Origin of the sequence: Pseudomonas sp. SORGH_AS_0211 (assembly GCF_031453455.1) — a bacterium.
Classification (GTDB): Bacteria; Pseudomonadota; Gammaproteobacteria; order Pseudomonadales; family Pseudomonadaceae; genus Chryseomonas; species Chryseomonas aestiva.
Genome location: NZ_JAVIZV010000001.1, coordinates 53312 through 67095 on the forward strand (window position 1 = coordinate 53312; position 13784 = coordinate 67095).

The window sequence follows — 13784 nt, forward strand, 5'->3', positions numbered from 1 at the left end:
GTGAGGGCACGCCCCGCACAACGACGTCACCCCTGGAAAAGGCTGCGCCGTTTTCCAGGCTACGGCTCTGCAATCAGACCGTAGGTTGGGTTGAGACGGCTCCATCGTCGAAGCCCAACAGCGATGTTCAGCCTCTGGCGTTGTTGGGCTTCGCTGCGCTCAACCCAACCTACGAGGGCCCGCCAGGGTGGTCGATCCTCAGGCATGCTCCAGGAAATTCAGGAGCCGTCCACCAGGATCGCGGACGAAGAAGCGCCTCACGCCCCAAGGCTCGGTCACCGGACCGTACTCGGGTACGTAGCCCGCGCCGGCCAGTCGACGCAAGACCTCGTCCAGGTCATCGACTTCCAGCGACAGCTCCGGCACCGGCGTACCCGAGCCTCCCTCCACCGCGAAGCTGACCTGGGGACTGGCCTGGCCCGCGCCGACGAAGGTCAGGATCCAGCCATGGTCCATCGCCAGCGTCAGGCCCAGCAGCTCGCCATAGAAGACCTTGGCGGCGGCCAGCTGCTCGGTGGCGATGTTCGGTACGATGCGCGTGATCTGCATGGGCGAACTCTCCGGCTTTACGGGCCTGACAGCTTAGCAAGTCGCTGACGCCAGGCAGTCATTCGCCTATCGAGGTGGCGGGCCGATGCGCGACAGCTAATCCGCCAGGGCCTCCTCCAGGACCTTGAGGAATTCACGCGTCGCCGGTGTCGGCAGCGGCGACCAGATGGCATGGACGTTACGCTGGGGGGCATCGCTGACCGGCACCCGGGCCAGGCCGGCAAAGGTGCTGGCGATACTCTGAGGCACCAGGCCGATCGCCAGCCCACGCCGGACGAAGCGCTCCAGCAACTGCACGTTGCCCGTCTCGAAACGCACCCAATGGGGCAGGCCCAGGGCGGCGAAGGCCTCGTCGGTCTGCCGCCGGGCACCGCTGCCCGCGGGCAGGTCCACCAGCGGCAGATCCACCAGCTCGTGCAGCGACAGCCTTTCCCGCCCCGCCAGGGGGTGCGCGGCTGGCAGCACCGCCACCAGCTCCTCGCTGAGCAGCAGGCGGCTGTCTACCGCCTCCAGGGCCACCTGGCGCGACAGGCCGATCAGGGCGAAATCCAGCTGTCGCTCGCGCACCGCCGCCAGCAGCGTCTCGCTCTTGTCCTGGCGCAGTCGGATGTCCACCTGGGGATGGCGGGCATGGAAGGTGGCCAGCAACTCGACGATGTCCATGCGTGGCACCGAAGAGATCAGACCCAGGGTCAGGGTGCCGCGAATGGCGCCGACCGCGGCGGCCACGTCCTGCTGCAACCTTTCCACCGCCGCCAGCGCCTGCCGCGCCTGGACCAGCAGCGCCTCGCCGGCCGGGGTGAGGCGCACCTGACGCGGCAGGCGCTCGAACAGGGTGGCGCCCAGTTCGGCTTCCAGGCGGGCGATCTGGTGACTGAGCGCCGACTGCACCACATGGCAACGCTCGGCGGCGCGGGTGAAGTGGCGCTCTTCGGCCAGGGCGACGGCGAATTCCAGCTGCTTGAGATTCATAGCGCTATCTTGAAATGAGATCGAAACCATCTTAACGATTCATTTAACCGATGGCTGCCGGTGTCCGATACTGATCAGCCTCTCCCTTGCCGGACCCTGCGGATGTCTAACCCCACGCCTCCTCTCAGCCGCTGGCTGACCCTGCTCATGGCCGTCGCCACCGGTATCGCCGTGGCCAGCAACTACTACAACCAGCCGTTGCTGCACACCATCGCCCAGCGCTTCGACCTCAGCTACACCCAGGCCGGCAGCATCGTCACCACCGCCCAGCTCAGCTACGCCGCGGGTCTCCTGCTGCTGGTGCCGCTGGGGGACCTGCTGGAGCGGCGCCGGCTGATCGTCACCATGAGCGTGATCGCCGCCGCCGGCCTGGCGCTGAGCGCCACCGCCACCAGCCTGACCTGGCTGCTGCTGGGCACCGCCATGACCGGGCTCTTCTCGGTGGTGGCCCAGGTGCTGGTACCCTTCGCCGCCACCCTGGCCGCGCCGGAGCAGCGGGGCAGGGCGGTGGGCACGGTGATGAGCGGCCTCATCCTCGGCATCCTGCTGGCCCGCACCGTGGCCGGAGCGCTCTCGTCCCTGGGCGACTGGCGCACCGTCTATGCCGTGGCGGCCGGCCTGATGCTGGCCACCGCCCTGGCCCTGCGCCTGGCCCTGCCGCGCTATCAGCAGTCGGCGGGCCTGAGCTATCCACGGCTGCTGGGTTCGGTGTTCGTGCTCTTGCGCGACGAACCCCTGCATCGCCTGCGCACCCTGCTGGGCTGTCTGGGCTTCGCCGTCTTCGCGATGTTCTGGACGCCCCTGGCCTTTCTGCTCGCCGCCGAGCCCTATGGCTTCAGCGACGGCACCATCGGCCTGTTCGGTCTCGCCGGTGCGGTGGGCGCCCTGGCCGCCAACCTGGCCGGGCGCATGGCCGACAGGGGCAAGGGTGGTCTCGCCACCAGCATCGGCCTGGCCTCCCTGACCCTGGCCTGGCTACCCCTGGCCTTCGCCCAACAGTCGCTGGCGGCGCTGCTGGTCGGCATCCTGGTGCTGGATCTCGCCGTGCAGCTCAGCCACGTCAGCAACCAGAACGTGGTCTATCGCCTGCGCCCGGAAGCCCGTAGCCGCCTCAACGCCGGCTACATGACCGGGTACTTCCTCGGCGGCTCCCTGGGTTCGCTGCTGTCGGCGCGACTGTACGAGCACTTCGGCTGGACCGGCGTCAGCCTGGCCGGGTGCCTGCTGGCCGGCACGGCGCTGGCCGTCTGGTGCCTGTTCCTGCTGCGCCAGCGTCAGGCACGGGCCTGAGCGCCATCATCAGCGCGGTCGATGATCGCTATCCCGCGGGACGATTTCTAGGCGCGGGGTGGGCTGGCGACAATGAGTCCACACCCACCCGACACCGGTACTCGCCATGAAAGCCCTCACCGTCCTCTTCGCCGCCACTCTGCTCACCACCGCCATCGTCCAATCCGCCCAGGCCGAGGAAAGCGCCCTGCGCCCCCTGGGTTCGCTGATCGAAAGGCACCAGCAGCAGGATCGTACCCTGGCCGAGAACGGCGCCGACCGCAGCCTGCAGCCGTCGATCCAGCGCCAGCAGCAGCGTCTCGACCCGCGTCGTGCACTGGCCGAAAACGGCGCCGAGCGCAGCCGGCAGCCGTCGATCCAGCGCCAGCAGCAGCGTCTCGACCCGCGTCGTGCACTGGCTGAAAACGGCGCCGAGCGCAGCCTGCAGCCGGCGATCCAGCGTCAGCAGCAGCGCCTGGATGGCCAACGCCTGGCTGCCGACGGCGCCGAGCGAACCCTCCAGCAGTGGCCCCAGCGTCAACCGACCCGCGGCGCCGTGGCGTGAGTCGGCCGGACCGTCAGCCGGTCGCGCAGATAGTCCGAGAACAGCTGGACGATGCGCGCCGACTGACGATGCTGGGGATAGACCGCATAGACCGCCGCGCTGGGCAGGGCGAAGTCTTCCAGCACCTGCACCAGCGCCCCTGAGGCCAGCGCCGCGCCGATGATGAAGGTCGGCAGCACCGCGATGCCCTGGCCGGCGATGGCCGCGTCCCGCACCACCTCACCGTTGTTGGCCCGGAGCTGACCCTGCATGGGCAGCACCAGCGGCTTGCCGCCGCGCTGAAAGCGCCATTCCACCTGCCGACCATGGCCATAGAGCAGACAGCTGTGCTCGGCCAGATCCTCCGGCTGCAGCAGCGGCGGCGCCTTCTGCAGATAATCCGGACTGGCACAGGTCACCAGCTGCATCTCGGTCAGCCGCTTGGCGATCAGGCTGGAATCGGCCAGGGTGCCGATGCGGATCGACATGTCGTAGCCCTCGGCGAGCAGGTCCACCGCCCGGTCATTGAGATCCAGCTCCAGGCGGATCTGCGGATAGGCCGAGAGAAAATCCGGCAGCAGGGGACTCAGGTGCAGGGTGCCGAAGGTCATGGGCGCACTGACTCTCAGCACCCCCTGGGGCACCGTCCGCCGACTGGAGAGCAATTCCTCGGTGTCGTTGACGTCTTCGAGGATCTTCACCGCCCGCTCATAGAGCAGTACGCCGAGTTCGGTCGCCTGCAGGCGCCGCGTGGTGCGATTGATCAACCGCACGCCAAGACTTTCCTCCAGCAACAGAGTCCGCCGGCTGACGTATTGCTTGGACAGCCCCAGCTTGTCGGCGGCGGCAGTGAAGCTGCCCTCGTTCAGGGTGGTGACGAACAGGCGCAGGTCTTCGAAATTCATGGCGGCATCCAGGCAGCGGGAGACATTTGACGGCGGTCGGATCGCCGTCATTGTGCCAAATCGCCAGGCGTCCGGTGTCAGCCAGGCCATTGGCGAGCACGCAAAAGAAAACCCCCTCGCCACCTTGCGGTGAGGAGGGGGTTCTGGCGTTCGCCGCCGCTTAGACGTTGAAGCGGAAGTGCATGACATCACCGTCCTTGACGATGTAGTCCTTGCCTTCCAGGCGCCACTTGCCGGCTTCCTTGGCGCCGTTTTCGCCCTTGAAGGCGATGAAGTCGGCATAGGCCACCACTTCGGCGCGGATGAAGCCCTTCTCGAAATCGGTGTGGATGGCGGCGGCCGACTGGGGCGCGGTGGCGCCGACGCGGACGGTCCAGGCGCGCACTTCCTTCACCCCGGCGGTGAAGTAGGTCTGCAGGTTGAGCAGTTCGTAGCCGGCGCGGATCACCCGGTTCAGGCCCGGCTCTTCCATGCCCATGGACTCGAGGAACATCTGCTTTTCCTCGTCGTCGTCCAGTTCGGCGATCTCCGCCTCGATCTTGTTGCACACCGGCACCACCACGGCGCCTTCTTCCTCGGCGATGGCACGGACCACATCCAGGTGCGGGTTGTTCTCGAAGCCGTCTTCGGCGACGTTGGCGATGTACATCACCGGCTTGCTGGTCAGCAGGTGGAAGCTGCGCACCAGCCGCTTCTGCTCCTCGTCCAGGCCCTTCAGCAGGCTGCGGGCAGGCTTGCCGGCTTCGAAGTGCGGGACCAGCTGTTCCAGCAGGGCCTTCTGCGCCAGGGCTTCCTTGTCACCGCCCTTGGCGTTGCGCGTCACCCGCTGCAGTTGCTTCTCGCAGCTGTCGAGGTCGGCGAAGATCAGCTCCAGGTCGATCACCTCGATGTCCCGCTTGGGATCCACCGAATTCGACACGTGGATCACGTTCTCGTCTTCGAAGCAGCGCACCACGTGGGCGATGGCGTCGGTCTCGCGGATGTTGGCGAGAAACTTGTTGCCCAGGCCTTCACCCTTGGAGGCACCCGCCACCAGCCCGGCGATATCGACGAACTCCATGGTAGTGGGGATCACCCGCTCGGGCTTGACGATCTCCGCCAGGGCGTTCAGCCGCGCATCGGGCATGGGCACGATGCCGCTGTTGGGCTCGATGGTGCAGAAGGGGAAGTTTTCTGCCGCGATACCGGATTGGGTCAGGGCATTGAACAGGGTGGACTTGCCGACGTTGGGCAGGCCGACGATGCCGCAATTGAATCCCATGGTGTGTGTCCTCGCGGAAGAAAAGGAAGAGGGTAGGGTAGGTCAGGCCTTGCGGCTGTGCAGGCGTTGCATGGCGCGGGTCAGGTCGCCGGTCAGCAACTCCGGAACCACCTCCAGGGCGGCATCGATGCTGGTGTCGAGCAGGTCCTGCTCGCTGCGCGGTGCGCGGCCCAGCACGAAGTTGGAGACCAGGCTGGCATGCCCCGGATGGCCGATGCCCAGGCGCAGACGCTGGAAGCCGTTCTGATTGCCGAGCTGGGCGATGATGTCGCGCAGTCCGTTATGCCCCCCATGGCCGCCGCCGGTCTTGAGGCGTGCGGTGCCGGGTGGCAGGTCGAGTTCGTCGTGGGCCACCAGGATGGCTGCCGGCGGGATGCGGAAAAAGCCGGCGAGCGCCGCCACGGCCTGGCCGCTGCGGTTCATGTAGGTGGTGGGGATGAGCAGACGAACATCGTTGCCCGCGTGGCGGAAGCGCCCCACCAGGCCATGATACTTGCGCTCGACAGCCAGGCTCGCGCCCTGGGCGGCTGCCAGTCGCTCAACGAAAAGGGCCCCTGCATTGTGCCGAGTCTGGTCGTATTCGGGGCCCGGATTACCCAGGCCGACGATCAGTTGGACGGCAGTCATGTCAGGAGCCCTTCTCTTTCAGGCGTGCGAGAACTTACTCGGCAGCGCCTTCTTCGGCAGCGCCGTCAGCAGCTTCTTCACGGATGCGCGGCATGTGGATGCTGGCAACCGGCAGATCGCTGCCGTGGGCCAGGGACACCAGCTCGACGCCAGCCGGGACGTTCAGGTCGCTCAGGTGAACGATCTGATCCAGCTCGACCTTGGCCATGTCGACTTCGATGAATTCCGGCAGGTCTTTCGGCAGGCAGGAAACTTCGACTTCGTTGATGGTGTGCAGGATCTCGCCACCCTGTTGCTTCACGCCCACGGAGGTTTCCTGGTTCATGAAGTGCAGGGGCACGTGAGCGGTCAGCTTCTGACCGGCGACGACGCGCAGGAAGTCGGCGTGCATGACGTAGCCCTTGGAGGGGTGACGCTGCAGGGCCTTGACCAGCACGCTTTCGTTGCTGCCATCAACCTTCAGGGTGATGACGCTGGCGAAGGCGGCTTCGCTTTCCAGCATCTTGGCCAGGTCTTTGCCGACCAGGGTGATGGACGTCGGGGCCTTTTCGCCACCGTAGATCACGGCGGGAACGTTACCGGCATTACGACGCAGGCGGCGGCTCGCACCTTTCCCCAGGTCGGAACGCACTTCGGCATTCAGGGTGAAATCAACCATTGTGAATCTCCAGGATAAGGAATCGGCAGTCCGAGACTTGCGACCAGTTCTACGGCCCTACCGACTAAAAAGCCCCGGGGGGTCTCCTCGACCTTCCGGGGCGCTTCCAGAGCGGCTGTTCCTTAACGGAACATCGCGCTGATGGATTCTTCGTTACTGATCCGGCGTACCGCCTCGGCCACCACCGGCGCGATGTCCAGTTGGCGGATACGGCTGCAGGCCTGAGCCGCGGCGGACAGCGGAATGGTGTTGGTCACCACCAGCTCGTCCAGCACGGAGTTGTCGATGTTCTCGATGGCCCGACCCGACAGCACCGGGTGGGTGCAGTAGGCCAGGACCTTGGCGGCGCCGTGTTCCTTCAGGGCCTTGGCCGCATGGCACAGGGTGCCAGCGGTATCGACCATGTCGTCGACCAGCACGCAGGTGCGGTCCTGGATGTCACCGATGATGTGCATCACTTCCGACTGGTTGGCCTTGGGACGACGCTTGTCGATGATCGCCAGGTCAACACCCAGGCTCTTGGCCACGGCACGCGCACGCACCACGCCACCGATATCCGGGGAGACGATCATCAGATTTTCGAAACGCTGGTCTTCGATGTCATCCACCAGAGCGGGGGAGCCATAGATGTTGTCCACGGGAATATCGAAGAAGCCCTGGATCTGGTCGGCGTGCAGATCGACGGTGAGCACGCGATTGATGCCCACCACGGTCAGCATGTCGGCCACGACCTTGGCGGTGATGGCGACGCGTGCGGAACGCGGACGGCGATCCTGACGTGCATAACCGAAATAGGGGATGACTGCGGTGATACGAGTGGCCGAGGAGCGGCGGAAGGCATCGGCCATCACCACCAGTTCCATCAGGTTGTCGTTGGTCGGCTCGCAGGTGGGCTGGATGATGAAGACATCCTTGCCCCGTACGTTCTCGTTGATTTCGACGCTGATCTCGCCATCGGAGAATTTTCCGACGGAGACGTCACCGAGAGGGATATGCAGCTGGCGCACGATGCGCCGTGCCAGATCGGGGTTGGCGTTCCCCGTGAAGACCATCATCTTGGACACGCTGCAGTTCCTGCGGCTTGAGGTGGGTCTTGGAAGGAAAATGGCAGGGGCGGCTGGATTCGAACCAACGCATGGCAGGATCAAAACCTGCTGCCTTACCGCTTGGCGACGCCCCTGTATCTTGCAGAGTACTAGCTGTACTCATTCTCTGGTCAGGCTTGCCAGCGCCCGGTGCAACATGGAAGTGTTGCTACCTTTGGCTACGAAGCCTGGAAGTGATGCTGGTAGCTGGCTAGCTACTGTATCAGCTTCGGTCTTATTTGGAAAGCTTCCAAATATGCAACCTCCAGTGCCGGTTAATCTAGCTGAAACAAATTTGTTTAGCAAGATCAAAGCGTTACGAATTTCTGGGTAACGCCTTTCGACCGTACTCTGGCAGTCGTTTCGACCTGACCACTTGAGAACGGCGCAAACTTTAATGGCGGGAGTGTCCCGTGTCAACAGCGGATCTGAAAAAATTTCTGCTGTACTTACAGAGACTTGCGGCACGGCCACGAGATACCAGGGTTCCGGGGGGGCGACCGGGGTGAGCTTTTCCCCCACGCCCTCGGCGAAGGCGGCCTGGCCGCGGACGAATACCGGCACGTCGGCACCCAGGCGCAGCCCCAGCGCCGCCAGGTCGTCGAGGCTGGCGCCCAGGCCCCAGAGGTGATTCAGGCCGAGCAGGGTGGTGGCGGCATCCGAACTGCCGCCACCGATGCCGCCGCCCATGGGCAGGCGCTTGGTCAGCCAGAGGTCGGCGCCTTTGGTCGTGGCGCTTTCCTGCTGCAGCAGCCGGGCGGCGCGCAGGATGAGATTCTGCGCGGGGGCGACGCCCGGCAGGCCGTCGTGGAGTTGCAATTCGCCGTCATCCCGTCCGGCGAAGCCCAGGTCGTCGCCCCAGTCGAGAAACTGGAACAGCGTCTGCAGCTCGTGATAGCCGTCCGGACGGCGGCCGAGGATGTGCAGGAACAGATTGAGCTTGGCCGGCGCCGGCAGGGTGAAGGCAGGCGCTGCGGTCATTTGCCCAGCTCGCGCGGCTGCCAGGTCTTCACCACCAGGATGACTTCCAGGTCCTTGCCGGTGAGCTTTAAGCGCTCGGGCAGGGTGTAGCCGTTCTGCTCGGTGTAGCGGGTGTATTCGACGGTCCAGCCGTCCTGTACCAGGCGTGCCAGGTGGCTGTCGGCGTCCAGGGTCAGCTGGCTGCGACTGTCCGGCGCCGGCAGGCCGCGCACCCACCAGAGCAGGTGCGAGACCGGCAGGCGCCAGCCGAGTTGCTGTTCCAGCAGGGCCTCGGGGGAGTCGGCCTGGTAGCTGCCCTGGCCGGAGACATCGAGGGTGACGGCGCCTGGGCGCCCGGTGAGGCGGGTGGCGCCGCGGCCGAGGGGGCCCGCCAGGCGGATGTCATAGTAGTCCTGGCGCTGCAGCCAGAACAGGGTGCCGCTGCCGGAATCGCGCGGGGCGCGGATGCCGACCTTGCCGTCGATCTGCCAGCCGTCGAGGGCGGCGATACGTTTTTTATGAGCCTGCCATTGGGCGGCGTTGCCCTGGCCTTCCACGGCTTCCTGGCGAGAGGTGCTGGCGCAACCGGCCAGCAGGGCGAGCAGCAACAGGGTGAAGAGGGTACGCACGCGGATCATCGGAGGGTTTCGCTTCCAGTCAGGCGTTTGAGGGTGCTGCGCAGGATGGCGTCATCGGCGTCGGCGTCGAGGCCCACGCGCCAGACCTTGCGCGCTTCGCTACGCTTGCCCTGGGCCCAGAGCACCTCGCCCAGGTGGGCCGCCACTTCGGCGTCGGGGAAGCGTTCGTAGGCCTGGCGCAGAAAGCGTTCGGCGTCGGCCAGCTGGCCCTGGCGATAGCGGATCCAGCCCATGCTGTCGAGGATGGCCGGGTCGTCCGGACTCAACTGGTGCGCCTTGTCGATCAGCTGGCGTGCCTCGGCCAGCCGTGGGGTGCGGTCGGCCAGGGTGTAGCCGAGGGCGTTGAGCGCCATGGCGTTGTCGGGGTCATGGGCGATGATGTAGCGCAGATCGCTTTCCAGCTGACCAAGGTCGCCGCGCTTTTCCGCCAGCATGGAGCGGACGTAGAGCAGGTTGAGGTCGTTGGGATACTGCTGCAGGGCCTGCTGCACGGTCTGGTCGGCAAGGGCGGTCTGGTCGGCGCTGGCCAGGCCTTCGACTTCCAGCAGATAGAGCGGCACGGCATATTCGCTCTGGCGCTTGCGCGCCTCGGCCAGGCGCTGACGGGCCTCGGTGATGCGGCCACTGCCGAGCAGGATCTCCGCCTGGCGCTGCTGGGCGGCCAGGTAGTCGGTGCCCGGCCCGACCTGGGTGTATTCGGCCAGCGCCTGTTCGGGCTGGTCGAGTTCTTCGTAGCTGCGACCCAGGTTCAGGTGCGCGGCATCCACATGGCTGCCGCGGTCGATCAGTTCCTTGAGATAGATCTGGGCTTCGCGCCAGGCCTGGGCTTCCAGGCAGACCAGCGCCAGGGAGAATCTCAGGTCATCGTCATCCGGGAACTGGGTGACCAGCTCGGCGAACTCGCGCTTGGCCTGGTCCAGGCGATCCAGCTCCACCAGCAGCCGGGCATGGGCCAGGCGCAGGCGGCGGTCTTCCGGGTGCTGGCGGATGCCGGCTTCGAGCAGTGGCAGGGCCTCGGCGCTGCGGTCCTGGCTCTGCAGCAGGCGGGCGCGCAGGAGCAGCGGCGCGACTTCGCGTCTGGCCGCCGGATTGCGCTCCAGCAGCTTGAGAGCCTCGTCGGCACGGCCGTCCTGCTGCAGCAGCAGCGCCTTGCCGAACAGCAGCTGGCCGTTGTGCGGATACTTGGCCAGCAGCCGATCGAAGCTCTTGAGCAGCCCGGCGCGGGTGGTCTCGTCGGTTTCCGCCGCCGAGAGGGCGAGGAAATCGAAGTGGGTGTCGCCCTGGCCCTGGAGCACGCGCTCCATGTAGACCATGGATTCGTCATAGCGACCGGCGCGGGCCAGCATGATGGCGGCGGCGCGCTGGGCATCCAGGTTATCGGGGGCGTTGCGCGCCCAGATCTGCGCGGTTTCCAGCGCCGGGGTATCGGCGCCCAGGTATTCGGCGATGCGGAAGGCCCGCTCGGCGACCCCCGGGTCCTGGGTCGATTTGGCCTGCTCGACATAGTTGGTCAGGGCGATGTCGAATCGATTGCGCTGCCCGGCCAATTCGCCGACCAGCAGGTCATAGAGGGTGTCTTCGCGAAAGGAGCCGGCCGGTTGCGGCGTGCTGGTCTTGGCGGTGGGCGGCGGGATGGCGGCAGCGGGCGTCGGCTGACGGCCGAGGTTCTGGCAGCCGGCGAGCAGCAGGGCGGTCGTCAGCAGCGCAAGGTATCTGGTCATAGGGTCGAGGCGGCCTTTTTACAGTCGGTCCATCATGCCACAAGAGTCGCCGTGGCCGCGTCGCGCATGCGCAGCGGCCGGCCGAGAAGTGCGGTGGTCGAGGCTGTTGACGCCTTTTGCCCGGCAAGATTCATTCGCTCAGGCTATGACGGCGATTGTCCGACGTCTCGTCGCTGCTGGTTGTCGCCACCGCTCGCGCGTAGGACAATGTTCGGCTTTCCCAATCCGTTCGACTGCTTGCGTCCATGGCCTTTCTCGCGCTCGGCATCAATCACAAGACCGCCTCGGTTGAGGTGCGCGAACGTGTGGCCTTCACTCCGGAGCAGACGGTCGAGGCCCTGCGCCAGCTGGAGCAGGCCACCCACAGTCGCGAAGCGGCGATTCTTTCCACCTGCAATCGCAGCGAACTCTACCTGGAGCTGGAGCCCAGCCTGGCGGAGGCCGTGCTGGCCTGGCTCGCCCAGTACCACCGGGTGCCCCTGGAAGACCTGCGTGCCAGCATCTATCTGCACCAGGACGAGGCCGCGGTCCGCCACATGATGCGGGTGGCCGCGGGGCTGGACTCCATGGTGCTGGGCGAGCCGCAGATCCTCGGCCAGCTCAAGTCGGCCTATGCCGTGGCGCGTGAGGCCGGCACCGTCGGTCCGCTGCTGGGGCGGCTGTTCCAGGCCACCTTCAATACCGCCAAGGCGGTGCGCACCGACACGGCGATCGGCGAGAACCCGGTATCCGTGGCCTTTGCCGCGGTCAGCCTGGCCAAGCAGATCTTCAGCGACCTCAGCCGCAGCCAGGCCCTGCTGATCGGCGCCGGCGAGACCATCACCCTGGTCGCCCGCCATCTGCACGAGCAGGGCGTGCGGCGCATCGTCGTCGCCAACCGCACCCTGGAGCGCGCCAGTCACCTGGCGGAAGAATTCGGCGCCCATACCGTGCTGCTGGCCGACATTCCCGACGAGCTGGTCAACAGCGACATCGTCATCAGTTCCACCGCCAGCCAGTTGCCCATCCTCGGCAAGGGCGCGGTGGAGCGGGCGCTCAAGCAGCGTCGCCACAAGCCCATCTTCATGGTCGACATCGCGGTGCCGCGCGACATCGAGCCGGAGGTGAGCGAGCTGGAGGACGTCTACCTCTATACGGTGGACGACCTGCACGAGGTGGTGGCGGAAAATCTCAAGAGTCGCCAGGGCGCTGCCCAGGCTGCCGAGAAGCTGGTGCTGGCCGGGGTCGAGGACTTCATGCAGCGGCTGCGCGAGCGCGCCGCGGTGGACGTGGTCCGCGCCTATCGCCAGCAGGGCGAGCAGATCCGCGACGACGAACTGGCGCGTGCCCAGCGCCAGCTGGCCAATGGCGTCGATCCTCAGGAAGCTCTGGCGGCCCTAGCACGCAGCCTCACCAACAAGCTGATGCACGCGCCGAGCGTGCAGCTCAAGAAACTATCCGCCGAGGGGCGCGTCGATGCGCTGACCCTGGCTCAGGAACTCTTCGCCCTCGACGAGGGTTTGGACAAGACATGAAGACCTCTCTGTTGCACAAGCTCGACGGTCTGCAGGACCGCTTCGAGGAGCTGACCGCGCTGTTGGGCGACGCCGAAGTCATCAGCGACCAGACCCAGTTCCGCGCCTATTCCAAGGAATACGCCGAACTCGAGCCGGTCAACCAGGCGTTCACCGAATACCGCAAGGTGCAGGCCGACCTGGAGGGCGCCCAGGCGCTGCTCAAGGACAGCGATCCGGATCTGCGCGAGATGGCCGAGGAAGAGGTCGGCACCGCCAGGGCGCGGCTGCAGGAACTGGAAGACGAATTGCAGCGCATGATGCTGCCGCGCGATCCCAATGACGGCCGCAACGTCTTCCTGGAAATCCGCGCCGGTACCGGCGGCGACGAGGCGGCGATCTTTGCCGGCGATCTGTTCCGCATGTATTCGCGCTATGCCGAACGTCAGGGCTGGCGCCTCGAGGTGCTCTCGGAGAACGAGGGCGAGCACGGTGGCTTCAAGGAAGTCATCGCCCGGGTCGAGGGCGACAGCGTCTACGCCAAGCTCAAGTTCGAGTCCGGTGCGCACCGGGTGCAGCGGGTCCCGGAGACCGAATCCCAGGGCCGCATCCACACCTCGGCCTGCACCGTGGCGGTGCTGCCGGAGCCGGACGAACAGCAGGCCATCGAGATCAATCCGGCCGATCTGCGCGTCGACACCTATCGCTCCTCCGGCGCGGGCGGTCAGCACGTCAACAAGACCGACTCCGCGGTGCGCATCACCCACCTGCCCACCGGCATCGTGGTGGAGTGCCAGGAAGAGCGCTCCCAGCACAAGAACCGCGCCAAGGCCATGGCCTGGCTGTCGGCCAAGCTCAATGACCAGCAGGATGCGGCGGCGCACAAGGAAATGTCCGACACCCGCCGGCTGCTGGTGGGGTCGGGCGACCGCTCCGAGCGCATCCGCACCTACAACTTTCCCCAGGGTCGAGTGACCGATCACCGCATCAACCTGACCCTCTATTCGCTGGGCGAAGTGGTCAATGGCGACGTCCAGCAGATCATCGATCCGCTGCTGCAGGAATACCAGGCCGACCAGCTGGCGGCGCTGGGAGACTAAGC

General features: G+C 66.2%; 14 protein-coding genes and 1 tRNA gene. 4 read left to right on the forward strand and 11 right to left on the reverse strand.

What is annotated here, in order from left to right:
- Positions 1-198: 198 nt before the first annotated feature.
- Both QE393_RS00245 and QE393_RS00250 read right to left on the reverse strand, forming a co-directional pair.
- Complete coding sequence (locus tag QE393_RS00245; RefSeq protein ID WP_273810275.1) at positions 199-549, reverse strand: VOC family protein; 351 nt, start codon at positions 547-549, stop codon at positions 199-201.
- A 96-nt stretch (positions 550-645) separates the two neighbouring features.
- A complete protein-coding gene (locus QE393_RS00250) occupies positions 646-1521 on the reverse strand; it encodes a LysR substrate-binding domain-containing protein (RefSeq protein ID WP_310041553.1) in 876 nt (291 codons plus the stop codon).
- A 102-nt stretch (positions 1522-1623) separates the two neighbouring features.
- On the opposite strand from QE393_RS00250, the gene QE393_RS00255 reads away from it, so the two are divergent.
- Positions 1624-2811 carry an MFS transporter gene (locus QE393_RS00255; RefSeq protein ID WP_310041554.1) on the forward strand — a complete coding sequence of 396 codons (1188 nt, stop codon included), beginning with the start codon at positions 1624-1626 and terminating at the stop codon, positions 2809-2811.
- A 106-nt stretch (positions 2812-2917) separates the two neighbouring features.
- Positions 2918-3355 (forward strand): hypothetical protein, encoded by a 438-nt coding sequence (locus QE393_RS00260; protein WP_310041556.1) that lies wholly within the window; start codon positions 2918-2920, stop codon positions 3353-3355.
- On the opposite strand, the gene QE393_RS00265 is transcribed toward QE393_RS00260, so the two are convergent.
- From QE393_RS00265 to QE393_RS00305, 9 genes are all read right to left on the reverse strand, one after another.
- On the reverse strand, positions 3328-4239 hold the full coding sequence (locus QE393_RS00265) for a LysR family transcriptional regulator (RefSeq protein WP_273810269.1): 912 nt from the start codon (positions 4237-4239) through the stop codon (positions 3328-3330). The two genes, QE393_RS00260 and QE393_RS00265, sit on opposite strands and share 28 nt — an antisense overlap.
- Positions 4240-4399: 160 nt before the next feature.
- Positions 4400-5500, reverse strand: coding sequence for a redox-regulated ATPase YchF (gene ychF / locus QE393_RS00270; RefSeq protein ID WP_310041558.1), 1101 nt, complete (start codon positions 5498-5500; stop codon positions 4400-4402).
- Between the two features lie 42 nt (positions 5501-5542).
- Positions 5543-6127 (reverse strand): aminoacyl-tRNA hydrolase, encoded by a 585-nt coding sequence (gene pth, locus QE393_RS00275; protein WP_308709789.1) that lies wholly within the window; start codon positions 6125-6127, stop codon positions 5543-5545.
- Positions 6128-6161: 34 nt separating this feature from the next.
- Positions 6162-6785: a 50S ribosomal protein L25/general stress protein Ctc gene (locus tag QE393_RS00280; RefSeq protein ID WP_273810263.1), complete on the reverse strand. Its 624-nt coding sequence runs from the start codon at positions 6783-6785 to the stop codon at positions 6162-6164.
- A gap of 122 nt (positions 6786-6907) precedes the next feature.
- Entirely contained in the window at positions 6908-7849 is a 942-nt protein-coding gene (locus tag QE393_RS00285; RefSeq protein WP_007161553.1) for a ribose-phosphate pyrophosphokinase, read from the reverse strand.
- A gap of 41 nt (positions 7850-7890) precedes the next feature.
- Positions 7891-7965 (reverse strand) — tRNA-Gln (locus QE393_RS00290).
- 25 nt (positions 7966-7990) lie between these two features.
- Positions 7991-8851 (reverse strand): 4-(cytidine 5'-diphospho)-2-C-methyl-D-erythritol kinase, encoded by an 861-nt coding sequence (ispE, locus tag QE393_RS00295; RefSeq protein WP_310041565.1) that lies wholly within the window; start codon positions 8849-8851, stop codon positions 7991-7993.
- Positions 8848-9468 (reverse strand): lipoprotein insertase outer membrane protein LolB, encoded by a 621-nt coding sequence (gene lolB / locus QE393_RS00300; RefSeq protein WP_017641087.1) that lies wholly within the window; start codon positions 9466-9468, stop codon positions 8848-8850. Before lolB ends, ispE begins: the two co-directional genes overlap by 4 nt.
- Complete coding sequence (locus QE393_RS00305) at positions 9465-11189, reverse strand: tetratricopeptide repeat protein (RefSeq protein ID WP_310041568.1); 1725 nt, start codon at positions 11187-11189, stop codon at positions 9465-9467. The genes lolB and QE393_RS00305 overlap by 4 nt, the downstream gene beginning before the upstream one ends.
- A 245-nt stretch (positions 11190-11434) precedes the next feature.
- Here QE393_RS00305 and hemA point away from each other — a divergent pair, with 245 nt between their 5' ends.
- The gene (hemA, locus tag QE393_RS00310) at positions 11435-12703 is read left to right on the forward strand and encodes a glutamyl-tRNA reductase (RefSeq protein ID WP_133861550.1); all 1269 of its coding nucleotides are present in this window, start codon (positions 11435-11437) and stop codon (positions 12701-12703) included.
- Entirely contained in the window at positions 12700-13782 is a 1083-nt protein-coding gene (prfA, locus tag QE393_RS00315) for a peptide chain release factor 1 (RefSeq protein ID WP_310041569.1), read from the forward strand. Before hemA ends, prfA begins: the two co-directional genes overlap by 4 nt.
- Positions 13783-13784 lie beyond the last annotated feature (2 nt).